This is a genomic window from Microbacterium sp. NPDC076911 (assembly GCF_040687125.1).
Taxonomy (GTDB): Bacteria; Actinomycetota; Actinomycetes; order Actinomycetales; family Microbacteriaceae; genus Microbacterium.
In genome coordinates, this window is record NZ_JBFBMP010000003.1 from 178389 (window position 1) to 200323 (window position 21935).

A 21935-nucleotide genomic window follows, 5' to 3' on the forward strand; every position below is an offset into this window, starting at 1 on the left:
GGAATGGATGCCACTGGCGTACCGTTGCATCAACTATGCAAAGCTTCGGCACTCTCTCATTCGGACACTATGGCCCTCTCGGCGGCGGCCGTATCCTGACCGCTGGCGACTCGATGAAACAGGCCATCGACCTTGCGCAGGGCATGGACGACCTCGGCGCGAACGGCGTCTACTTTCGGGTTCACCATTTCGCTCGCCAACAGGCTTCTCCTATGCCTCTGCTCGCTGCGATCGCTGCCACGACCAAGCGCATCGAGATCGGCACCGGTGTTATTGACATGCGATACGAGAACCCGCTGTATCTTGCAGAGGAAGCTGCCGCCGTGGATCTAATCAGCGACGGAAGACTCGCGCTCGGCGTCAGCCGTGGCTCACCCGAATCGGTCGTGCGCGGCTACGAGGCGTTCGGCTACACCGGCGCGAACGACCCGCGCGGCGCTGACATCGCTCGCGAGCATTTTGGCACCTTCTTGCGCGCGGTCGAGGGCGAGGGAATGGCAGAGCGCGATCCGCACTCCCCTTTCGGAGGCGGCACCGGACCGCAGCGCATCGAGCCGTACTCGCCAGGGCTGCGCTCACGAATCTGGTGGGGTGCGGGCAACAGCGACTCAGCCGAGTGGGCGGGGCGAAACGGCGTCAACCTGATGTCGTCCACCCTGCTCACGGAGTCTGGCGATGTGCCCTTTGACGAGCTGCAAGCGCGGCAGATTGACGTCTTTCGCAACGCGTGGCGCAACGCAGGACACGCAGGAACGCCCCGGGTCTCGGTGAGCCGGTCGATCTTTCCCATCACGACTGCCGAAGAAGACATGTATTTCGGAGGCCGCCAGGATGGTGACCAGGTTGGCGTGATCGATGGCATGCGATCGACGTTCGGCAAAACGTACGCGGCAGCGCCAGACGTGCTTGTCGAGCAATTGCTTCAAGACGCGGCGATTCAGAGCGCCGACACCCTGATGCTGACCATTCCGAGCCAGCTGGGCGTCGAATTCAACCTTCGCATTGTGGAGTCGTTCGCGAAGCACGTTGCTCCCGCGCTGGGTTGGCAGCCACCGCGCGTCTGAATCAGCCGCGAAAATCGTCGGGGTCGACATTCTCTAGGAAGCGCTTGAACTCGTCTACGCGTTCTTCGGCCACAGCCGGGTCGACGACTTCGGGATCAACAGCGCCGTGTGCGACTTCTTCATCGTCGGTCACCTCATCTACGATCCCTGCCTGAAGAATCACCTCGTCAGCAACCCAGAGCTCGGCGCCGACGCGGGAGGCGAGCGCGATCGCATCGGATGGCCGCGCATCAATGCGATGGGTGCCGCCACCAGTCGTGAGGACGATCTCCGCGAAATACGTGCCCTCGGTAATACGGGTGATCTCGATGCGCTGCACGATCGCATCGAGACTCGCCAGCATTGAGCGCATCAGATCGTGCGCAAGCGGCCGCGGCGTCTCGGCACCTTCCACCGCGACGAGAATCGAGGTTGCTTCTTGTGCCCCTATCCAAATGGGCAGAATCTGACCTTCACCTGGCGACTCATCGATCGGTTTGAGCAATATGACATGTTGTCCTGCCGGATCGAGGGCGATACCGGCCACACGCACCTGAACCATCAACACTCCCTCCGCGGTAGCGGTCGGTGTGATGCCAGGCTAGTAGGTGCCGACTGCTTCGCGGTCCTCGAGAATGGCGCGCGTGCTTGACAGGCCCAAACGCGTGGCGCCTGCAGCGATCATCGCCTCAGCGTCAGAGCGACTGCGAATGCCACCGGACGCCTTCACTTCGAGCCGGTCGCCCACCGTCTGTTTCATCAGTGACACCGCGTGAAGCGATGCACCGCCCGCTGGGTGAAATCCTGTCGAGGTCTTCACGAAGTCGGCGCCAGCCGCCTCTGCCGCGCGGCAGCTCGCGACAATCGCCTCGTCTGAGAGCGCAGCCGATTCGATGATGACCTTGAGCACAACGGGCTTGGGTGCTGCCTCGCGCACTGCGCGAATGTCGGCCTCGACAGCGTCGTAGCGGCCTTCGATGGCGGCGCCAAGATCGATCACCATGTCGATCTCATCGGCGTGGTTGAGCGCGGCCAGACGAGCCTCGGCCGCTTTGATCTCGCTTTGGTGCTTGCCACTGGGGAAGCCCACCACGACGGCAAGCTTCAAGCCTTCCGGCAGCTCAACCGGCAGCGCCGACGGTGAGAGACAGACGCTGTAAGCACCCAGCTCTGCGGCTTGAGAGATAGCTGCGTCGATATCGGCTGTTGTCGCTGCGGGCGCGAGCAGGGTGTGATCGACGTACGTGGCCAGATTGGCAATGGTCATGAAGTGTCTCCTTGGCGCATATCAGGCGGCGAGCCCACGGGAGCGGGCTGACAAACCGGTGCTGACGACGACGATGGCGACAACGAGGCCGATTCGCGCACTGTTCGGCCACCGTTGAGTCTAACGGTCACGCCTGGACGGAGGCCGACCCCGTTACGAGCGGCGTGCGGGAGGGGGAGGAACTTCTTTAGCCGCAATCACGGCGCCGCGCGGAATCGTCACCACGCCGCGCTTGCCATCGACCACAAGCGTCTCGTCGCCTGCGCTCAGCAACTCACCTAATGCGTCGGTCGCCTGGCCCGATGGCAAGATATAGCGAACCACGACACGAGCCCCAGGTGACGGCAGGTTCACGACAGCATCACCACTGTCCGCGCTCGTAGTCCTTCAAGAAGACACCAAACAGGTCTTCGCCGTCTTCGCCACGCACGATGGGGTCGTACACCCTGGCAGCACCGTCGACCAGATCGAGCGGAGCATGAAAACCTTCCTCAGCCAGCCGCACTTTGGTGGGGTGAGGACGTTCGTCGGTAATCCAGCCGGTGTCGACGCTGGTCATCAGAATCTGGTCGTTCTCGAACATCTCCCGCGCGCTCGTGCGGGTCAGCATGTTGACCGCGGCCTTTGCCATATTGGTATGAGGGTGACCGGGGCCCTTATAGCCGCGGTTGAAGACACCCTCCATCGCGCTGACATTCACGATGTATTTACGACGCGCAGGGCTTGCGACCATTGCCGGGCGCAGTTTCGAGATCAGCAAGAACGGCGCGGTCGTGTTCGCCAGCTGCACCTCAAGCATCTCGAGCGGATCGACTTCTTCGACGCGCTGAGTCCACGAGTTGATGTCATGAAGATCGGGAATGAGACCACCCGCATCGATCGCCGTGCCTGCATTGAGCCGCTCAAGCGAGCTGGAGCCGGCAGCCATTGCTTGCTCGGTGAGTTCGTCGGCTCGAGGCGCGGCCGCCGCGAGCACGGGGTGCGCGGCAACGGAACGCTCAAGGGCCTGCGGGTGCTGATCGTTGGTATGCCCAAACGTCACCAGCTCCGGAAGGGGCCCGTCAGGCAGCGGAGAAAGTTCCGCATCGACCAGCGGCTGATAGGCACCCGGCGAGCGCCTCACGGTTTGAGTGGCGTTGTTGATCAGAATGTCGAGAGGCCCCGCCGCTGCGACGTCTTCGGCGAGGCCGATCACCTGCGCTGGGTCCCGCAGATCGATGCCGACGACCTTGAGACGGTGCAGCCACTCTGCGGAATCCGGAAGGCTCGAAAAGCGGCGCACTGCGTCACGCGGAAAACGAGTCGTAATTGTTGTGTGCGCACCATCTCGCAGCAGGCGAAGCGCAATGTACATTCCGATCTTCGCCCGCCCGCCGGTGAGCAGCGCGCGGCGATCGCTCAGATCCGTTCGAGCGTCACGCTTGCGGTGGCTGAGCGCCGCGCAGTCGGGGCAGAGCTGGTGGTAAAAGGCGTCGACCACCGTGTAGGGCTTCTTGCAGATGTAACAGCCGCGCGCCTTGATCAGCGTTCCCGCCGTGGGCGCAGTGGTTGCGGTGCTGATCGGGATGCCGCGCGTTTCATCGTCGATGCGGTCGGGCGCTCCCGTAGCAGTCGCTGCCACGACGGCGCGATCGGCGTCAGCAACCATCGCTCGAAGCTCTCGACGCCGTTCCCGCTTCACCGCCTTGAACATCGCGGCGGTGGCTCGGCGCACAGTGATGTAGTCGGGGTGTGCCTCGTTCATCTGCGCCATGTTCTCGAGCACGCGAAGAGTCGTCGCGAGATCGTCGGCATCGATGCCGTCACCAAGGTCGTCGGGCAAAGACTCAGCGGGGTCGGTCGGCGAAGAAGGCACACACAAGTGTATTGCGAGGGATGCTGAAGGTGCGGTGACTGTCAGTCTGTTGGCGGCTCAAGCGAAAGCACTCGAGTGGCATCCCACTGTTCAGTCCATCCGAGAGAATCGAAGACAGCGTCAAGCACCAGGGCGGTGAACCCCCACACAAGGTGCTCGCCGCCGGCATATCTAGCGATGAAGCCTGGACCGCGCCACTCGTGACCATCACGCCGCAAGACGGTGACACCACGGTTGGCGGGATCGAGCAGATCTGCCACCGGCACACGAAAAACGTCTGACGACTCAGCCTCGTCAACGACGCCCACTGCCGTCGGACGTCGCCACCATCCGACCACGGGCGTCACCAGATGTCGCGAGAAAGCGAGCGGCACCTCTGGCAACTCGCCGAGCACCTCGACCCCCGCCGGGTCAAGCCCGGTCTCCTCCCTCGCTTCGCGAAGAGCCGCGGCAACGACTGAGTCATCTTCCGGATCGACTCGACCTCCGGGAAACGCCACTTGGCCGGCGTGGGAGCGCAGCGTAGACGCGCGTGCCAACAGCAACACGTCCAGGTCTTGCGACACGGCTGCGTCTTGTGCGTCATGTCTGCTTGGCAAGGAATCGAGCACACCGAACAAGATCAGAACAGCAGCCTTGCGCGAAGCCGCCGCCTCGGGCATTCCCTCGAAAGCGTTGAAGACATACGCGGCGTTGTTGACGAGAGCGATGAGCGCATCGCGGGCGCTCAGCGAGCGCTGACCAGCAGACATCTTTTCAGGCTACGCCGGACAGCGTCGCGGCGTTGAATCAGCAGCTGATTCGTCCGTGCCGCATCGAGTCATCAGGAGCATCCTTCGTAACGAGCGACTTGAGCATGCCCGCCGCCATCACGACCTTGCCGTGGGCGGGCTCCCAAAACTCTGTCTCGACGGGAGTTACGCGAAGCAACGCGATGTCTGGGGTGTCGAGCCCGTCCTCGAACCAGATGTCGAGTGACTGCGTGTAGAGCTCCTCCATCTTGGCGCGATCGTGCACGATACGAGCGCGTCCGCCGATGGACACGAATCGCATGCCCTTCGCATCGCAGTACGACAGTCCAACATCGCTGTCTGCGTCAACTTCATCTGCCTTCTTGCTGTCGTCGGCGGTGAAGAAACAGATATCGCCGTTCTCATCCATCTGACGCGTGCTCATCGGACGACTCACCAGCGTGCCCCGATCGTCGATGGTGGTGAGCATCGTGAAGTCGATGTCTTCGACGAGCTCTTTCACTCGTGCGGATGCGTCAGCTGCCGAAAGCTCGGTCATTTGCGTCTCTGTCATGCACCCAGGTTTTCACCAGCGCAACGAGCACACGAGGGGCTTGACAGTGACCGATGGCCGCCCTACTCAGCATCCGTGCTACGCTGATGGTTGCCCATTCGGGTATGCGTCACATTCCTCAATGCCTCACTGTGGAGTAGCAGACAGCCTGACGCCCGGATCGTCACTATGACATCCGCCTCACACCTTCGACTTTTGCGCACGAGCGTCTGTATCGCCGCGCACCACCTGAAAGCTGCATGACCCTCGTAATTCCCACCCTTTCGTCATCACGCCCAGCGCTCAGTTGGCGACAAGCTGATAACGATGTTTTCGTCGCAACCGCTGCAGGCGAGTACGCTGGCTTTGTCGGCATTACTCCGCTCGGATACGAAGCGCATGGCGCGCAAGGCGAAGATCTCGGTATACACGGCACAAGTGAACTCGCCCATGCAGTGGTTGCGGCATCCGCAGCCCCGATAACACCACTCGCGGATATTCCGCGTCTCATACGCCCGCTCCGCACACGTCGGCGCGGCACTCCCGGTCGCTCACGCGGCCCACAAAGTAAAAGGAAAGACACGATGGCCACTGGCACCGTGAAATGGTTCAACTCCGAAAAGGGCTTCGGCTTCATCGCTCCTGACGATGGCGGCGCCGACCTGTTCGCGCACTTCACCGCGATCACGGGCGACGGATACAAGGAGCTCCGCGAAGACCAGAAGGTCGAATTCGAAGCGGAGCGTGGCCCCAAGGGCATGCAGGCCGCTAACATTCGCCCGCTCTGATTTCATCCGTTGGCCGGGGTTGCGTAAGCGCCCCGGCCAACGAATGGGCGTTCGTGCCCCCAGATTGAGCATGCTCCTGTCTGGATGTCGAACGCAGCCACACTCTTTGAGCGGCGACTAGACCGCTCAGATCAACGAGCCACGGCCTGAACTACTTGTGTCGCGCCCTCGTTGAATCGAATCGTTCGTCCGATCGTCGAATCGTCCGCGAGCACAGCCGCAATGACCGCGGCCACATCGCCACGCGACACCTTCGACGGCGCATCAGCGTCTACCTCGATCTGACCTGTCGGTTCGTCATCAGTCAGCGTGCTCGGTGCGACGATGGTCCAATCGAGACCACTCGCTCGCAGATGTTCGTCTGCGGCAGCCTTCGCCTCTGCATACGCGAAGAACGAATTGTCACGCGGCACACCGTGATCGGCGCCCGCACCGAAGTACGACACCATCACATAGCGCGAGACGCCCGCAGCCACGGCAGCGTCAATCGAGCGGATGGCCGCATCGCGATCTACCGCGTACGTGCGCTCCTCGCTACCGCCTCCCGCACCGGCAGCCCACACGACGGCGTCATTTCCGCTCACCAAGTTGGTCAGCTGTTCGGTATCAAAGGCCTGCACATCAGCCACGAGCGGTGTTGCTCCGGTCGCTGTCACTTCTGCCTCGTGATCGGGATTCCGAACTACCGCGGTGACGTGGTCGCCTCGGCCCGCCAGGAGCGGTTCCAGAAGCAACGCGATTTTTCCATGCCCACCGATGAGCAAAACTCGAAACATAAAGCACTCCAATCGTGATCCCCTCGAGCCTACGTTCCATGGGGGGAACTCCGGCTCCGAGAGCGGATCAGCGCAGGAAGCTGTATGGGTCGTACTCTTCGATCGGAATGACGCGCACGCGGGGCAGCGGCGCGTCGAAGACCTCGGCATCGAATTCAAGGTCGAATTTCTGCAGCCCTGGTATCGCGCTAAAGCCGATATTGCGAAACTCGGCGAACGCAAGCAGGCCGACGCGACGCTCTCCATCAATCAGCGCTTCGATGTCTTCGAGAAAATCGCCGTCGTGGCTGACGAGAATCACGTCACCCTCGCGCTGACGCAACGCTTGCAGGGTGCGCTGGATGGCGATGTCGACGACCTTTTCGTCGGGCGCACCCGACAGCGGAACCACGCGATAGTCCATGGCTTTGAGCGCCTGCACGAAAGACATCGGGATGCCGCTGGATGCATTGAGAAAGAACAGTCCCTGCACATCTTGGCGCCAGGTTCGCCGGGCGAACGCGATCAGACGGTCCCAGCGTGGGCGCTCGTCAGGCTGCGGACGTCGGCCGAGGATCGACGAGCCCAAGGTTGCGTCGATGTTCTCGCCGTCGACCAGCACCCAGGTGATGCGTTCTTCGCCTTCGCTCACGGGTCTCCCTTGATCTGCCGCGACTCGCGACCTGCATTGATCCTACGGGCACCGTGCGCTCGTGCTCTCACGGCACCGATCAGCATGCCGCGCGTCACCCGACCAAGGTGGTTGCCCGCGGATACGCTGGCCGTATGGTTGCCCCCAATTCGCGCCGCGCTCGCGCACAGCGGCGACGCGTGAAACGTGTCGCGTCTTCAGGCAGCGATCTGACCGATGCGCAGTGGGCCGCGATCTCTGAGGCCTGGGCCCAGTGCGCATACTGCGGCAAAGCGGACGGCCCATTTCAGCGGGACTGCGTGCTGCCGATATCGCGTGGCGGCCGCTACACCCTCGATAACGTCGTACCGGCGTGCCGGTCGTGCAACGCAAGCAAGTCGAACGACGAAGTCACCGCGTGGCTCCGTCGCAAACGGCTGGATGAACCCGCGTTTCTGTTGCGATTCCGCCAGGTGGTGCGTGAACTCACTGACTGAGTGCGCTCACCGTGGCACCCCGGGCCAGACGCATTCCGTCTCAATGTCTCGAGCCGCGCGCAATGCCAACTCGTCGCCGTTCATCGGGCCGATCACCTGCACACCGGTGGGAAGAGACGCAGCATCCAGCCCGGTGGGTACCGCGATCGCTGGCAAACCGAGAAAATTCGCGGCAAGGGTGAGCCAGAGTGACCGCCAGGCTTCCGCCGCCTGCGACTGACCGCCAAGATCGAAATCCACGGCAGGAATCCCCGAGGCGAGCACCGGCCCCAGTATCAGGGGCGTGTCTTGTTGCAACTGCCGCCATTCGGCCGCGACGACCACCCGCTGCGCCCAAGCGCCTGCATAATCGCGCGTTGTCTCATAGGGGCGTGCCGCAGCCGTGCTGTCGCGCATGAACGCCGTAGCCGCGTCTCCCAACGGCACCGAGAGATCGGCAGGATCAAAGGTGAAGAGCATGTCGGTGCAAGCGAGCCGGCGCCACAGCGTCGCCGCTTCTTCGAGGCGCGGCAGCTCAATCTCGACCACATCCCACCCTGAGACGATCAACGCGTCGACGGCCTTGTTGATGGATGCTGATACTCCCGGCTCGACATCCCATGTCGCTGTCCCCTTCACCACGCCGACGCGACGTGGTGCGCCATCAAGGTCGACCGCATCCGCGTCGACCGAGATGCCATCGCGCGGATCAGATCCAAGCAGCACCTGAAACGCCAACTCAAGATCAGCGATATTCCGAGCGATGGGGCCGTTCACTGAAAACTGTTGCAACGTCATGGCGACAGGTGCGCCACGGACGGCTGATCGAGGCACCCGGCCGAATGAGGGCCGGATCGCACACACACCGGCGGCATGGGCGGGAATGCGCAACGACCCGCCAAAGTCGTTGCCTAAACCCAGAACCGACATTCCCGTTGCAACCGCCACCGCATCACCGCCGCTCGATCCTCCCGCGGTGCGGCTGAAGTCCCACGGATTGAGCGTGCGACCGAAGAGCTCGTTGTCGGTGTCCCATCGCATTCCGAAGTCGGACATATTTCCGCGTCCGATCGGAACCGCACCGGCGGCACGCATGCGCGAAACGATCACCGCGTCGTCTGGTGCGACGTAGTCCACCGCCCCACGCCAACCGTTTGTGGTGGCCGACCAGGTCAGGTCGATGTTCTCTTTCACCGTGAACGGCACGCCCGCGAGCGGGCCCGGGTCGAGGCCTGCCGATACCGCTTCGTCGATCTCACGTGCTGCCGCGAGCGAGCGATCAGCAAAGATCGCCGTGACCGCGTTGATCGAGTCATTGATCGCTGCGATATGAGACAGATGTGACTGCATCACGTCGACAGCACTCAGTTGCGCTGCACGCACCGCGCCAGCAATCTCACGCGCGGTGCGCGGCGTGTGCACGGGCTCTCTGCTGGTGGGGCTCACATTCCGAGGCTAATGCGTGCCGTATTGGTCGACGTAACGGTGATGAGGCTGAGTTGTGCCTTGTGACCTACTAAAGTTCTGCGTATGGCTTCAGAACAGCAAGAACACCATGGCGGCGCGCTGAGCGGAAACGGCAGCCCAGGACTGTGGGGTGCGCTGTTCGGTCTGATCATCGCTGCGTTCATCGCGATTCCCCTCTCGGCGGCATTCTCTTTTGCCACGAACCCTCAGACTCAGCAGCTATTCGGTGGGCGCCTCAGCGAGGCAACCGAGGGGGGTTACGTCGCTTTCTGGTGGATTGTGGCGATCTTCTTGGCCGCGCTGCCGTTCTTGGTCGGCTTTGCCGTAGCCAAGATGTCGGGAAAAACGCTCGCCATCGTTGGCGCAATCGTCGCCCTCTTTGTGATCGCGGTGCTCGTAATGGGCCAGCTCTTCGTTTTCTAAGACTCTCTCTGCAGAGCTGGCTGGCCCACGGGTTGCCTAGTGCGCGGGGTTGCTTAGTCGACCAATATTCGTTCTGCCCGTGAGTAGACGTTCATTGTCGTGCCTCGCACGAAGCCCGCAAGAGTAAGCCCTGATGTGGTCGCCAGCTCGGCGGCAAGGGTTGACGGCGCTGAGACGGCCGAGAGAATCGGAACGCCGGCCATCACCGCTTTCTGAACCAGTTCAAAGCTCGCGCGGCCCGACACCTGCAACACGACGCCGGTAAGCGGCAGGCGGTCGTTCAACAGCGCCCAGCCGATGACCTTGTCGACGGCGTTGTGTCGGCCGACGTCTTCGCGCACCACGTACCGTTCCCCCGACACGGCGTCGTATAACCCTGCGGCGTGGAGCCCACCTGTTCGGGCGAACGCTACCTGATCTTCACGCAGACGATCGGGCAGCTCGGCGAGAGCCGCGGCTGAAATGGTCACGCGGTCAAGCGACGGATCAAACTTCGATGCCGTCTCGATGGCTTCGATGGAGGCCTTGCCGCACACTCCGCATGAACTGGTGGTGTAAAAATTGCGTGCTAGTTCTGGTGCGGGAAGCGTGACGTCGGGAGCGAGTGCCACGTCGAGAACGTTATAGGTGTTGCCCTCTGCGGTGCCGCTGAGCGCGCCGCCGGGCGTGCCAGGACCACCACAGTGGATGGCGTTGCGAAAGTGGTCGCGAATCGAGATCACGCCCTCCGACACCAAAAAGCCAGCGGCAAGCTCAACGTCGTGTCCCGGCGTGCGCATCGTTATCGCGAGCGGCTCGCCCATCACGCGAACTTCAAGTGGTTCCTCGACTGCGAGGTCATCGGCTCGCTTGCGCGTTGCAGAGCCCAGGGTGATCTTGATGACCGGTCGGCGTGCGGTGATGCGGCCCACCGTTCAACCGCCGATCGCGTTCATGCCACGAGCGGGCTGCAGGAAGGTGGGATCGTTGATCGCGTGGCCGGGCAGTTTGCCGCGCACGCAGGCACGAAGCATGCGATCAACTGCGATCTCACGGCTGTTATCCGGTTCATCTTCTGCCGCTCGAAGAATTGGAAGCAGGTCGTACTCAGTCTCAGAAAAAAGGCAGTTGCGAAGCTGCCCATCGGCAGTGAGCCGCAACCGGTCACAGTCCCCGCAGAACGGCGCCGTTACCGAGGCAATGACGCCCACCGTGTGGTCGGTGTCGTCGAGCGTCCATCGCTCGGCTGGCGCACCGCCGCGACCGGGAATCGGAGTGAGGGCCCACCTGGCGGCGAGGGTCTCGAGAATCTCTTCACGCGTGACCATGCGGGTGCGGTCCCAGGTGTGGCCCGCATCCAGCGGCATTTGCTCGATGAAGCGCATCTGCGCTCCGTGCGATACCGCGAACTCGACGAGGTCAACCAGTTCGTCATCATTGACATCACGCATGGCGACCGCATTGATTTTCAGCGGGCGAAGAGTGGATGCTGCCGCGGCTTCGATCCCTGCCAGTACATCATCGAGGCGATCGCGTCGGGTCAGCTCGTGGAATCTCTCGTGCCGAATCGTATCGAGAGAGATGTTCAAGCGGTTGAGGCCGGCATCGATGAGGCCGGGCAGCTTCTCAGGCAGGCTAATGCCGTTGGTCGTCATGGCGAGTTCGACAGGTCGCGCATCGGGCCCACGGATCTCGCCCAGTCGGCGCACCACCTCGACGATGTCGGTTCGAAGCAGCGGCTCACCCCCGGTCAATCGAAAGGTGGTGATTCCATTTGATGCCGCAATCGTCGCAATCTCAACGATCTCGTCGAGGGTCAAGATGCTCGTGCGAGCCAGCCATTCGTTGCCCTGTTCTGGCATGCAATATGTGCAACGCAAGGAGCAGCGATCCGTGAGAGAGATTCGCAGGTCTCGATGCACACGACCAAAGGTGTCAACGAGCGGCTCGCCAGGCGACGCCGAGGGCATATCTCGTTCGTCGAGATCCGAACGGATCCCAATCGTCACCGGCACCGCGCTCACGCGCGAATCTCCGCTGAAACGATGCTGACCATACGTCGAGCCTAATCGTCACAACCTCGGTGCGGGCCGTGTGCTCTCCCTCCGCAAGGGGCACGACGGCCGCCCCCAGTTCGCGTGCTTTCTTGACCCCGCGACGGGGGTTGTGCGAACAGCCCGTCTACTGGGACGGTGAATCAGAACGCAGGCGCCCGTGCGTTGGCACAGAATCCCAAGAGCCTGCTATGGTGTGGTCAGACCACATCGTTTGATCGATCGGAGCGCATCCCGTGGACCTTCTGGATCCCCTGTTACTCGCCCGCTGGCAATTCGGGCTCACCACGCTCTACCACTTCCTGTTTGTGCCGCTCACGCTCGGGATGGCGCTCACTGTCGCGATCTTTCAAACGGCGTGGTTTCGCACGGGCAAGGTGAAATGGCTCCACCTGACGCAGTTCTTCGGCAAGATCTTCCTCATCAACTTTGCGATGGGCGTTGTCACCGGAATCGTGCAGGAGTTCCAGTTCGGCATGAACTGGTCGTCGTACTCGCGATTCGTCGGCGACGTATTCGGAGCGCCCCTCGCATTCGAGGGTCTGATGGCCTTCTTCTTCGAAGCAACCTTCATCGGATTGTGGATCTTCGGATGGGACAAGCTCCCCAAGGGTTTGCACCTCGCCAGCATTTGGATCGCGACGATCGGGGCATGGTTCTCGGCCTACTTCATCCTTGCCGCGAACGCCTTCATGCAAAACCCACTCGGGTATCAGATGGCAGAAGACGGCAGCCGAGCCGAGATGACCGACTTCCTTGCCGTACTGACTAATCCTGTCGCGCTCGCAGCACTCCCCCACACCTTGGCAGCGGCATTCATGATGACGATGGGTGTCATCATCTCAATCTCTGCATGGCACCTCGTACGCGGGCAGAACATCGAAATGATGCGTTCGTCCTTGCGGTACGGACTCTGGGGCATGATCATCGCGTTCGGCGGCACCGCACTGTCAGGTGACCAGTTGGGCCTGGTGATGGTGGAGACGCAGCCGATGAAGATGGCCGCAGCTGAGGCCCTGTTCGACACCGCCTGCGGAGCCGATGCTTCATTCTCGATCTTCACGTTGGGAACGCCTGACGGCACGAGCGAACTGTTCTCGATTCGCATCCCGTTCTTGCTGTCGTTCCTTTCCACCCACACGCTCGACGGTTGTGTCGAGGGCATCAATGATTTGAACATGCAATACACGACCGAACTGTTCCCCCAGTTCGCAGACCAGGTCGACGGCAACTTCGCCCCGATCCTCTGGGTCACCTACTGGTCGTTCCGCTGGATGATCGGCCTTGGTGGCATCGCCGCTCTGACCGCCGTCGTGGGCCTGTGGCTCACGCGCAAGAAGGCAAAGCGCGACGTGCCCACCTGGGCATGGCGCCTCGCCATCTGGGCATGGCCGGCATCGCTGTTCGCCATCTTGGTGGGCTGGGTCTTCACCGAGATGGGCCGTCAGCCCTGGATCGTGTTCGGTCTGATGCTCACTGAAGACGGAGTATCGCCGAGCGTTCCCGGCTGGACAGTTCTTATCTCGCTCGTCTCGTTCACGGCGATATACGCCATCCTCGCAGTCGTCGAAGTCGGTCTCATCATGAAGACCGCGCACGCCGGGCCCGCGCCGTTACCCGGACCAGACGACCCCGATCCGCGTGAGCGGTCGGTCGAAGACACCCCCACGACGGTCTACTAGGAGAGCGCCATGGATCTCGCATACATCTGGTTCTTCATTGTCGGATTTCTGTTCGTCGGCTACTTCGTGCTTGACGGCTTTGACTTCGGCGTCGGAATGTCGTTGCCCTTCCTGGGCAAGAACGAGGTTTCGCGTCGGCAGGTCATCAACACGATCGGTCCGGTCTGGGATCTCAACGAAACGTGGGTCATTGTTGCTGGCGCGTGTCTGTTCGCGGCGTTCCCGGAGTGGTACGCCACCCTGTTCAGCGGCTTCTATTTGGCTCTGTTGCTGATTCTGCTCGCGCTGATCTTGCGCGGTGTCTCGTTTGAGTACCGCCACCAGCGCGACAGCGTGAAGTGGAAAAAGGGCTTCGACACGATGATCGTGGTTGGCTCCGCCGTACCCGCGCTGCTGTGGGGTGTCGCCGTTGCCAATATCGTGCAGGGTGTTCCGATCGACGCAAACCATGAGTTCACCGGGTCGTTCCTCACGTTGCTGAACCCTTACGGCCTGCTGGGAGGACTCACCACCTTGCTGCTGTTCTTCACCCACGGCGTGTACTTCGTGGCACTGAAGACCGATGGTCAGGTGCACGCAGATGCACGCGTGCTCGCTCGCCGCTCAGGCATGTTGACTGTCGTGGTCGCAGCCGCATTCTTGATCTGGACGATCTTCATCGCCGCCGGTCACGGTGCTCCGCTGATGGTGCTGGTCATCGCAGGTGCCGCTATCGCCGCCGTCGCATTGATCATGTCGCTCATCTTCAATATGCGAGATCGCGAAGGTTGGGCGTTCGGCTTCGGAGCGCTCACCATCGTCGCGGCCGTGCTCACGCTCTGGTTCGCATTGTTCCCGAACGTCATGCCCTCCTCTACAGACCCTGCCTTCAGCCTGACGATCGAGAACGCATCGAGCACCGACTACACGCTCACGATCATGACGTGGGCAGCGGTGATCTTCCTGCCGCTCGTTCTGCTCTACCAGGGCTGGACATACTGGGTCTTCCGCAAGCGCGTGACCCGGTCGCGCATCGAAAAGGCGTCTGCCGTCGCACATTGAGCTCAGGAGCACACGAGGGTCACGGCGGTAGAGTCAGAGGGTTGTGAATCACGAGTCGGATGCTGAAGCGCCCCCGCGCACACGGGGCGCCCCCGTCGATCCGCGTCTGCTGCGCTATGCGAGAGCGTCTCGCGCATTCTTCGTTGCGATCGCTATCGTCGCGCTGCTTCACACCGGCTTGATCGTTGCCTTCGCATGGTTGCTCACGCAGGCGATCGTCGCGGCGATCGAAGGCGAATCGGTGTCGGCATTGGCCCCGACCCTCGCCCTTCTCGCGGCGGTGGTTGCCGCACGCGCTGTGTTGCTGTGGGCACGGGAATCGATCGCGGCCCGCGCAGCATCCAGAGTGCAAACACAACTGCGCGCTGCGCTGGTCACCGCAGTGGGAGAGCTTGGCCCCGGTTGGCTGGGGCGCCGCAACTCCACCGAGTTGGCAGTGACGGCAGGGCGGGGCCTCGACGCGCTTGAGGCCTACTTCGGTCGCTACCTACCGCAGTTGGTGCAGACCGCTGTCGCCACTCCCCTGCTCATCATCGTGATGTGGTGGTCTGACTGGATTTCAGGGTTGACCGTCGTGTTGACGCTTCCGCTCATCCCGATCTTCATGGTGCTGATTGGTCTCGCTACTGAAAAAGTGCAACGGCAGCAGTGGAAGACGCTTCAGCACCTCGCCTCGCGATTCGCGGACACGGTGCAGGGCCTGTCAACGCTCAAGATCTTCGGTCGGCAACATCGCGCGGCGGCTTCGATCGAGCGTGTCACCGATGACTACCGTCGCGAAACCATGCGCGTTCTGCGCGTGTCATTCCTGTCAGGGTTCGCGCTTGAGTTCTTGGCCAGTATCTCGGTGGCGATTATCGCCGTGTCGATCGGTTTCCGTTTGATTGACGGCGCAATGGTCCTCGCCGTCGGCCTCTTCGTGCTCCTTCTCGCTCCCGAGGCGTATCTGCCGCTTCGGCAAGTCGGCGTGCAGTTCCATGCCGCGGCCGAGGGCGTCGCTGCCACTGATGATGTGTTCGAAGTCTTGGATGCTGCCCGCAAGGGTCGCGCACTCGAGGCTCCGCCCTCACGCCAGCAACCGAACGCGCTGCCGGTGCCAACTACCGCACTGCGCGTGTCGAGCCTGCAAGTCTCCTACGGCGACCGCGTTCTGCCGCCCGTGTCATTCGCCGCGACACCAGGCTCTGTAACTCTCTTCGAGGGCCCCAGCGGAGCAGGCAAATCGAGCATCTTCGCCGCGCTGCGCGGTGCCGCGGCCTTCAGCGGGAGCGCATGTCTTGGCGACACAGGAGTCGACGCCCTCGCACCGTCGGAGTGGCTTGCCTGGGCAGGTCAACAAGCCGGACTGCTCGCTGGTACCGTGCGTGAGAATGTCGTACTCGGCGATCCAGCCATCGACGAAGCGATAGTCGAGAATGCGCTGGCCCTTGCGTGCGCCGACGAGATTCACCCCGACGTTGCGCTCGGCGTGCAGGGCGCGGGGCTGTCGGGCGGCCAAGCACACCGAGTTGCTGTCGCTCGGGCGTTCTACCGACACCTGCGCGGGTTTGCCGATGTCATCGCCCTAGACGAACCGAGCGCTGCGCTCGACTCCGACACCGAGAACAGACTCTGGCTCTCGGTGCGCACACTCGCCGATCGCGGCGCAGTTGTGCTGCTGATCTCTCATCGCTCAACCGCCCGAAAGATTGCCGATCAGACTGTGCGTCTGGCTGCGTCTCCCGTCGCACCCTTAGAGGTGGGCATATGACACAGATGACACAGATGACATCTCAGACTGACCGGCACACTGCTGCAGACGTGCTGCGAGGCGCGATGCCCCCGACGCGCCGGTTCTGGTGGTCGTTGGCTGCGGGGTTCGCCTCAGAAGCCTCGGCGGTCGCACTGCTCGCCGTCAGTGCCTGGCTCATCGTGCGGGCCGGTGAACAGCCGCCCGTGCTATATCTGTCGGCCGCGGTCGTTGGGGTGAGATTCTTCGCGCTTTCTCGTGCCACCTTCCGCTACCTAGAACGTCTGACCGGCCACGACGCCGCCCTGCGCCAGCTCGCCACGACCCGAGCTTCGCTTGTTCGCCGCTTGATTCCTCTCGCGCCTGCGGGCCTTGCCCGCTCTGGCCGCGGTTCGGTGTTGGGCGCGCTGGTCGATGACGTCGATGAGTTGCAGAATCTTCCGCTGCGGGTCGTGCAGCCGCTCGTGTCATCTGCCGCAGTCGCTGCGGCAGCTGTGGTGCTCGTCGCCTTTGTCTGGTGGCCGGCAGCACTGACATTGCTCGCATGTCTCGTCGTGGCAGGGCTCGTAGCAGCGCTTTGGGGCTGGGCATCAGGCGCGCGAAGCGAACGAGCGATCGCGCCACTGCGTGCCCGCTTGGCCGACGCCGTGACGGATCATCTCGGAAGCCTTGATGTACTCATCGCATTCGGCGCCGAGAGTCAAAGCCGCGATCGCATCGTCGAGGCAGATCGTGCACTGGGCCACGCGGTGGTGCGTCGCGCTGCAGCACAAGCAGGCACGACGGCGATCGTGTCACTGATGGCGGGCGCTGCGTCGATTGCGGCCGTGCTCGTCGCTGCGCCGGGAATCGCCGCAGGAAACCTCACTGGCCCGTCACTCGCGGTTGCGGTGTTGATACCGATGGCCGTGTTCGAAGTGTTCACCGCCGTGCCGATGGCTGCGTCATCATGGCGGCAGGTCCGCGCCTCCGCCGAACGCATTGCCGACTTGGTGCCGACAGAGTTACCGCGAGAGATGGTGAATGACACAATCGCGCCCACGAGCGATGTCCCCGCGCTCGGCGACGGGGTGCATCTGCGCGACGCCACGGTTTCATGGCCCGGTGCAAGCGCACCGTCACTGCGCGGCATCGATCTGGACGTTCATCCCGGCGAGCGCCTGTTAATCATCGGCTCCAGCGGCTCTGGAAAATCCACGCTCGCGCACGCTTTGGTGCGTTTTCTCGAGACCGAAGGCCGTTACGACATCGGCTCACAGCCAGTCGCTGATCTCGCCAGCGATGATCTGCGTCTCGCCGTCGGCCTCTGCGAACAACATCCCATGCTCTTCGACGAAGATATCCGTCAGAATCTGGTGTTCGCCAAACCGCGCGCGACCGATCAAGAACTTGTCGCCACGCTGGAACGCGTCGGACTTGGCACCTGGCTCATTGAACGCGGTGGTCTTGACGCGCGGGTCGGCGAGCGCGGCTCGCTCGTATCTGGCGGGCAAGCTCAACGCATCGCGCTCGCTCGCGCGCTGCTGCGCGGCTTTCCGGTCCTGGTGCTCGACGAGCCCACGGCAGGCGTCGATGCTGATGCGTCAGATGCCCTGCTCACTGACCTGCTGTCCGCTGTCGGTGACGACCAGGCCGTGGTGCTGATCTCACATGTGACTGTGCCTGCTGGTTTGGTCGACCGCGTGGTGCGCCTTGACGGCGGCCGCCTGGTGGCTGCGCGCTAGTTCAGGTGCATTCCGAACGCCTGTACACCCGCGTGTGAGCGGAGCGGGGCAAAGCCGAGCCGCTCGTAGAAGGCCAGCGCACCGAGATTGTCAGCCGAAGCGACAAGGTGCAGTCCCTGCACATCACGCGAGCGGAGTTCTACACAAAGAACGTCGATGAGCTTGCGGCCCCATCCCTGCCCCTGCAATTCGGGGAGGAGGTCGATGTGCAGGTGCGCTGGATAGTCGTCTCCGTACGGTTCGGCGCCGCCACGACGGCTATAGGCATAGATCAGTGTGCCGTCTTGCCGGGTGGTCTCTTTCACCGGCCGCGGCCACCGATCGGCGAATTGCGGCCACCATGACGTGGCAAACCAATCTTCAAAGCTTCTCGTGTCCGTCGCACCCACCACGTATCCCGCAACTCGCCCGTCGTCAGTTTCTACAACAAAAGCCAGTTCGGGATGCTGCGCGACATACGGCAGCACGAATACTTCTGCCCAGATCTCGTCGTCGTCAAAAACTCCGGTCGCGTCGGTTCCTGCATCGGCGGTCTTGAGACAGATACGGGCGAGAGCCGGCTCATCACCTGGGCGAAATGGTCGAATCTGGGTCACTCGGCGAGTCTAGAGGTGTGCTGAAGCGAATGTCAGCGGGAGCAATACGAAGCCGAACCGGCAAACCGGGTGCGATGCCGAGTCCGGCGATGCGGTCCGCTGACAGATCGACGATCACTTCGGGCTCTTCCGTACGCACACGCACGCCCGACGGCGTCTGCTCAAGCCGCGTCACTCGCGAGATCCATTCGCCCTCGCGTGCTTCAATACGGCCTGACAACCGTAAGGCCCCGGTCCATGTGGTCGCCTCGATCGCTTCCAGGTGCACGTCAGCAGGCCGGAAAATAGCCGTGCTTGCCCGCGCCGATTCATCATTCCCGCGCTCGATCCGCAGTGGGCCGCTGTTCCACACACCCCCGCTCACCGTTCCCTGCACTCGATTGAGCCCCGCCACGACAGCGGTGAAGCGTGTGGCGGGCTCGGCGAGCACTTCACGCACGGGCCCCTGCTGGGTCACCTTGCCCGCTTCGAGAACGATGAGGCTAGTCGCCAGAGATACGGCATCGACTGCGTCATGCGTCGCGACGATCGCGGTCGCACGGGTTGCTGTGAGCTGCTCGTGCAGGAGCGCCCGCACATCTCCTGCCGTCTCGGTGTCGAGCGATGTCAGCGGTTCGTCGAGCAATAGCACCGAGGGCGAAGTAGCGAGCGCTCGCGCAAGTGCGACCCGCTGCTGCTGCCCGCCCGATAGCGCTGCAGGGCGGCGCTCGCCCATCCCCGCGAGGCCGACACGCCACAACCACTCGTCTGCTGAAGTGTTTGCTGTAGCTGCAGGCACGCCGCGTACCCGCAGTCCGAACGCGATATTCGTGTGTGCGCTGAGGTGAGGGAACAGTCTCGGCTCTTGGCTGAGCAGCACAACGCGACGTTCAGGTGGGGCAATATGCGTGTGCGGGCGGGGCGCCGCATCCAAAACCCGATCGCCCACTGTGACCTCGCCTTCGCCTAAGCGAGTCAGACCGGCGAGCACGCTCAGCAAAGTAGATTTTCCCGCGCCACTCGGGCCCATCAGCGCCGTTACTTCACCGGCCGCTACGCTCAACGATGCATCGAGGGTGAAGCCGGCTCGCTGAACTAAGACTCGCGCGGAAAGCGCCTCGCCCGTCATCGCTGGGCCTCCGGCCGCCAGGCTCGAACGAGCAACAGCACGGTGATCGCGGTAATCAGCAACAAGAGCGAGAGTGCGACAGCGGTGCCCTGGGTCACGCCTGCCCCGTTGAAAGCCGTATAAATGGCGAGCGGCATCGTCTGAGTGACACCCGGAGCGTTTCCCGCAAACAAGGCGGTGGCACCGAACTCGCCCACCGCGCGTGCGAAGCACAGCACGACACCAGCGATCAAGCCCGGGGCGGCGAGCGGCAGGGTGATCCGCCGAAGCACAGTCCAGCGCCCCGCCCCGAGAGCAGCGGCAGCCTGCTCGTACCCCACTCCTGTCGCACGCAACGAGCCTTCGAGTGCCAGCACGAGAAAGGGCAATGCAACGAAGGCCTGGGCGATAATGACCGCCCCGGTGGTGAAAGGCACCTGAATGCCCCACTCTCCGAGAATGCCACCGAGCCAACTGGTGCGGCCGAAGAGAAACAACAGCGCCACGCCGCCAACCATCGGCGGAAGCACGAGCGGAATGGTGACGAGCGCACGCAACAACGCCGCCGTACGAGAACCGCTTCTTGCAATGACAAGGGAGAGAGGCACCCCGACGACGACACACACGGCAGTGGCAACCAAGCCCGTAAAAAGCGAGAGTCCGAGCGCCGACAAGGCCTGGGCAGACGTGATGTCACTCAAGAGCGTCGACCACTCGACACGCCCAACGAGCGCGACGAGCGGCAGAATCAGCAGCGCAAGACCGACGACAGCAGGGATGGCGAGCACACGAGGGATGAATCCGCTGTGGTTCATGGCGTGTCGAATCCCCACGACTGCAGCACAGCCTGCCCATCGTCGCTCAGCACGTAGCCGATGAATGCCTGAGCAATCTCGGGATCAGACGCATCAAGAAGCGACGCGATCGGGTAATGGTTCACAACGCTCTCCGCGCCCTCTGGCACGATCACCTCGACGTCGTCGCGACCCTGCACATCGCTGGCGTAGACGAGCCCCGCGTCGGCTTCTCCCGCGGCGACCTTGGTGAGCACTGCGGTGACGTTCTGTTCAAGACTCGCTGCGACCACGTGCACGTCGCCATAACCAAGCAGAGTTTGCGCGGCCGAGCCACACGGCACCTCGGGCGCGCAGAGCACGACCGTCAAATCGGGATCCGCAAGATCCGTGATGCTCGTCACCTCGCCTGGGTTGGTGGACGGAACGGCGATCACCAGCGTGTTCGAGGCGAAGAACTGAGCGTTGTCAGCCAACGATTCGCCGACGACTCTGATCATGTTTCTCTCGTCGGCAGAAGCGAACACGTCAGCCGGGGCACCCTCAATCAGCTGTGTAGCCAGCACACTTGAACCGTCATACGAGATCGGCCGAATGTCGACAGCGGTATGCATCTCTTCGAACTCACTCGCCAACTCATTGAATGCAGCGCCTAGCGACGCCGCGGCGAAGATGGTGAGCTCTCCATGCAACTCGGCGCCCGGGTCGTCGACCGAGGTCGCGTCACCGTTGCCACAGCCGACAATCGCAAGGCTTATTGCCCCGGCAACAAAGGCTGCTGGCAACCGACGAAGTCGCTTCGACACGTCACTTCCTCGGCGATTCGATGATCACGTTGGTCGCTTTGACGACGGCTACCGATAGCGAGCCAACCTCAAGCCCAAGATCATCAACCGCCTCGGCCGAGAGCAATGAGACGATCCGCTGGGGTCCCGCTTGAATGTCTACCTGAGCCATCACGCCATCACGTTGAATGCGAGTAACGATGCCCACGAATCGGTTCCGAGCACTGGAGAGCACGTCGGTGGGGTCGCGTGGCGCCTTCGCGAGCTCCGCCGCGTGTGCGGCCACGACCTCGCCGGCGATCTCTGCGGGCGACGCTCCCGTCGTGGCCAGAGTGCCGGCGTCAACCCACCGGCGAACTGTATCGTCACTCACGCCGAGAAGGCGCGCAGCTTCGGCGATCTTGTAGGCGGGCACAGAGAGCAGGTTATCACCGCAAATGCGGATGAAGATTCATTTTTGTTCCGCATGTGCGTT

General features: G+C 62.7%; 24 protein-coding genes. 8 read left to right on the plus strand and 16 right to left on the minus strand.

Annotated elements, in window-relative coordinates; genetic code table 11:
• Positions 1-35 precede the first annotated feature (35 nt).
• The gene (locus tag AB0O81_RS05615; RefSeq protein ID WP_363582105.1) at positions 36-1064 is read left to right on the plus strand and encodes an LLM class flavin-dependent oxidoreductase; all 1029 of its coding nucleotides are present in this window, start codon (positions 36-38) and stop codon (positions 1062-1064) included.
• A gap of 1 nt (position 1065) precedes the next feature.
• Here the strand turns inward: AB0O81_RS05615 and AB0O81_RS05620 are convergent, their stop codons facing one another.
• The 6 genes from AB0O81_RS05620 to AB0O81_RS05645 form a co-directional block, all read right to left on the minus strand.
• Positions 1066-1605 carry a bifunctional nuclease family protein gene (locus AB0O81_RS05620; protein WP_363582107.1) on the minus strand — a complete coding sequence of 180 codons (540 nt, stop codon included), beginning with the start codon at positions 1603-1605 and terminating at the stop codon, positions 1066-1068.
• Between the two features lie 39 nt (positions 1606-1644).
• Positions 1645-2310, minus strand: a complete 666-nt coding sequence (gene deoC, locus AB0O81_RS05625; RefSeq protein ID WP_363582109.1) for a deoxyribose-phosphate aldolase — start codon at positions 2308-2310, stop codon at positions 1645-1647.
• 153 nt (positions 2311-2463) lie between these two features.
• A complete protein-coding gene (locus AB0O81_RS05630) occupies positions 2464-2634 on the minus strand; it encodes a hypothetical protein (RefSeq protein WP_363582111.1) in 171 nt (56 codons plus the stop codon).
• Positions 2635-2671: 37 nt separating this feature from the next.
• Entirely contained in the window at positions 2672-4132 is a 1461-nt protein-coding gene (locus tag AB0O81_RS05635; protein ID WP_363582622.1) for an SDR family NAD(P)-dependent oxidoreductase, read from the minus strand.
• Between the two features lie 74 nt (positions 4133-4206).
• Entirely contained in the window at positions 4207-4827 is a 621-nt protein-coding gene (locus AB0O81_RS05640) for a CoA pyrophosphatase (protein ID WP_363582624.1), read from the minus strand.
• 127 nt (positions 4828-4954) lie between these two features.
• Positions 4955-5470: a pyridoxamine 5'-phosphate oxidase family protein gene (locus AB0O81_RS05645; RefSeq protein WP_363582113.1), complete on the minus strand. Its 516-nt coding sequence runs from the start codon at positions 5468-5470 to the stop codon at positions 4955-4957.
• A gap of 563 nt (positions 5471-6033) precedes the next feature.
• Between AB0O81_RS05645 and AB0O81_RS05650 the strand changes: the two genes are divergently transcribed.
• Positions 6034-6237: a cold-shock protein gene (locus AB0O81_RS05650; RefSeq protein WP_337337445.1), complete on the plus strand. Its 204-nt coding sequence runs from the start codon at positions 6034-6036 to the stop codon at positions 6235-6237.
• 131 nt (positions 6238-6368) lie between these two features.
• Here AB0O81_RS05650 and AB0O81_RS05655 read toward each other — a convergent pair whose 3' ends face one another.
• The gene (locus AB0O81_RS05655; RefSeq protein ID WP_363582115.1) at positions 6369-7013 is read right to left on the minus strand and encodes an SDR family oxidoreductase; all 645 of its coding nucleotides are present in this window, start codon (positions 7011-7013) and stop codon (positions 6369-6371) included.
• A gap of 67 nt (positions 7014-7080) precedes the next feature.
• A complete protein-coding gene (locus AB0O81_RS05660) occupies positions 7081-7644 on the minus strand; it encodes an NYN domain-containing protein (RefSeq protein ID WP_363582117.1) in 564 nt (187 codons plus the stop codon).
• A 134-nt stretch (positions 7645-7778) separates the two neighbouring features.
• Between AB0O81_RS05660 and AB0O81_RS05665 the strand changes: the two genes are divergently transcribed.
• Entirely contained in the window at positions 7779-8120 is a 342-nt protein-coding gene (locus tag AB0O81_RS05665; protein ID WP_363582119.1) for an HNH endonuclease signature motif containing protein, read from the plus strand.
• 6 nt (positions 8121-8126) lie between these two features.
• On the opposite strand, the gene AB0O81_RS05670 is transcribed toward AB0O81_RS05665, so the two are convergent.
• Positions 8127-9545, minus strand: coding sequence for an amidase family protein (locus AB0O81_RS05670; protein WP_363582121.1), 1419 nt, complete (start codon positions 9543-9545; stop codon positions 8127-8129).
• 84 nt (positions 9546-9629) lie between these two features.
• Between AB0O81_RS05670 and AB0O81_RS05675 the strand changes: the two genes are divergently transcribed.
• On the plus strand, positions 9630-9989 hold the full coding sequence (locus AB0O81_RS05675) for a hypothetical protein (protein WP_363582123.1): 360 nt from the start codon (positions 9630-9632) through the stop codon (positions 9987-9989).
• Positions 9990-10042: 53 nt separating this feature from the next.
• Here AB0O81_RS05675 and fdhD read toward each other — a convergent pair whose 3' ends face one another.
• On the minus strand, positions 10043-10900 hold the full coding sequence (gene fdhD, locus AB0O81_RS05680) for a formate dehydrogenase accessory sulfurtransferase FdhD (protein ID WP_363582125.1): 858 nt from the start codon (positions 10898-10900) through the stop codon (positions 10043-10045).
• Between the two features lie 3 nt (positions 10901-10903).
• On the minus strand, positions 10904-11938 hold the full coding sequence (gene moaA, locus AB0O81_RS05685) for a GTP 3',8-cyclase MoaA (protein ID WP_363582626.1): 1035 nt from the start codon (positions 11936-11938) through the stop codon (positions 10904-10906).
• A 320-nt stretch (positions 11939-12258) separates the two neighbouring features.
• Between moaA and AB0O81_RS05690 the strand changes: the two genes are divergently transcribed.
• From AB0O81_RS05690 to cydC, 4 genes are read left to right on the plus strand one after another with little or no spacing between them, the layout of a single operon-like run.
• Positions 12259-13704 carry a cytochrome ubiquinol oxidase subunit I gene (locus AB0O81_RS05690; protein WP_363582127.1) on the plus strand — a complete coding sequence of 482 codons (1446 nt, stop codon included), beginning with the start codon at positions 12259-12261 and terminating at the stop codon, positions 13702-13704.
• Positions 13705-13713: 9 nt separating this feature from the next.
• Complete coding sequence (gene cydB / locus AB0O81_RS05695; protein ID WP_363582129.1) at positions 13714-14745, plus strand: cytochrome d ubiquinol oxidase subunit II; 1032 nt, start codon at positions 13714-13716, stop codon at positions 14743-14745.
• Between the two features lie 43 nt (positions 14746-14788).
• On the plus strand, positions 14789-16495 hold the full coding sequence (cydD, locus tag AB0O81_RS05700; protein ID WP_363582131.1) for a thiol reductant ABC exporter subunit CydD: 1707 nt from the start codon (positions 14789-14791) through the stop codon (positions 16493-16495).
• A 14-nt stretch (positions 16496-16509) separates the two neighbouring features.
• Positions 16510-18198 carry a thiol reductant ABC exporter subunit CydC gene (gene cydC, locus AB0O81_RS05705; RefSeq protein WP_363582133.1) on the plus strand — a complete coding sequence of 563 codons (1689 nt, stop codon included), beginning with the start codon at positions 16510-16512 and terminating at the stop codon, positions 18196-18198.
• Here cydC and AB0O81_RS05710 read toward each other — a convergent pair.
• Genes AB0O81_RS05710 through AB0O81_RS05730 form a run of 5 tightly spaced genes read right to left on the minus strand, consistent with a single transcriptional unit; the run spans position 18195 to position 21875 of the window.
• Positions 18195-18794: an N-acetyltransferase gene (locus AB0O81_RS05710; protein WP_363582135.1), complete on the minus strand. Its 600-nt coding sequence runs from the start codon at positions 18792-18794 to the stop codon at positions 18195-18197. The genes cydC and AB0O81_RS05710 overlap by 4 nt on opposite strands.
• Positions 18763-19902: an ABC transporter ATP-binding protein gene (locus AB0O81_RS05715; protein WP_363582137.1), complete on the minus strand. Its 1140-nt coding sequence runs from the start codon at positions 19900-19902 to the stop codon at positions 18763-18765. Before AB0O81_RS05715 ends, AB0O81_RS05710 begins: the two co-directional genes overlap by 32 nt.
• Positions 19899-20696 carry an ABC transporter permease gene (locus AB0O81_RS05720; protein ID WP_363582139.1) on the minus strand — a complete coding sequence of 266 codons (798 nt, stop codon included), beginning with the start codon at positions 20694-20696 and terminating at the stop codon, positions 19899-19901. The genes AB0O81_RS05715 and AB0O81_RS05720 overlap by 4 nt, the downstream gene beginning before the upstream one ends.
• Positions 20693-21481, minus strand: a complete 789-nt coding sequence (modA, locus tag AB0O81_RS05725; protein ID WP_363582141.1) for a molybdate ABC transporter substrate-binding protein — start codon at positions 21479-21481, stop codon at positions 20693-20695. The genes AB0O81_RS05720 and modA overlap by 4 nt, the downstream gene beginning before the upstream one ends.
• 1 nt (position 21482) lies before the next feature.
• Positions 21483-21875: a TOBE domain-containing protein gene (locus AB0O81_RS05730; RefSeq protein ID WP_363582143.1), complete on the minus strand. Its 393-nt coding sequence runs from the start codon at positions 21873-21875 to the stop codon at positions 21483-21485.
• Between the last annotated feature and the right edge of the window lie 60 nt (positions 21876-21935).

Bases quoted from the DNA above. Each gene is read 5' to 3' on its own strand.
- cydB (WP_363582129.1), top strand. From the start codon at position 13,714: ATGGATCTCGCATACATCTGGTTCTTCATTGTCGGATTTCTGTTCGTC.
- AB0O81_RS05675 (WP_363582123.1), top strand. From the start codon at position 9,630: ATGGCTTCAGAACAGCAAGAACACCATGGCGGCGCGCTGAGCGGAAAC.
- AB0O81_RS05655 (WP_363582115.1), bottom strand. From the start codon at position 7,013: ATGTTTCGAGTTTTGCTCATCGGTGGGCATGGAAAAATCGCGTTGCTT.
- AB0O81_RS05645 (WP_363582113.1), bottom strand. From the start codon at position 5,470: ATGACAGAGACGCAAATGACCGAGCTTTCGGCAGCTGACGCATCCGCA.
- AB0O81_RS05650 (WP_337337445.1), top strand. From the start codon at position 6,034: ATGGCCACTGGCACCGTGAAATGGTTCAACTCCGAAAAGGGCTTCGGC.
- AB0O81_RS05665 (WP_363582119.1), top strand. From the start codon at position 7,779: ATGGTTGCCCCCAATTCGCGCCGCGCTCGCGCACAGCGGCGACGCGTG.
- cydC (WP_363582133.1), top strand. From the start codon at position 16,510: ATGACATCTCAGACTGACCGGCACACTGCTGCAGACGTGCTGCGAGGC.
- AB0O81_RS05720 (WP_363582139.1), bottom strand. From the start codon at position 20,696: ATGAACCACAGCGGATTCATCCCTCGTGTGCTCGCCATCCCTGCTGTC.
- AB0O81_RS05620 (WP_363582107.1), bottom strand. From the start codon at position 1,605: ATGGTTCAGGTGCGTGTGGCCGGTATCGCCCTCGATCCGGCAGGACAA.
- moaA (WP_363582626.1), bottom strand. From the start codon at position 11,938: ATGCCCTCGGCGTCGCCTGGCGAGCCGCTCGTTGACACCTTTGGTCGT.
- AB0O81_RS05615 (WP_363582105.1), top strand. From the start codon at position 36: ATGCAAAGCTTCGGCACTCTCTCATTCGGACACTATGGCCCTCTCGGC.
- AB0O81_RS05640 (WP_363582624.1), bottom strand. From the start codon at position 4,827: ATGCCCGAGGCGGCGGCTTCGCGCAAGGCTGCTGTTCTGATCTTGTTC.
- AB0O81_RS05715 (WP_363582137.1), bottom strand. From the start codon at position 19,902: ATGACGGGCGAGGCGCTTTCCGCGCGAGTCTTAGTTCAGCGAGCCGGC.
- deoC (WP_363582109.1), bottom strand. From the start codon at position 2,310: ATGACCATTGCCAATCTGGCCACGTACGTCGATCACACCCTGCTCGCG.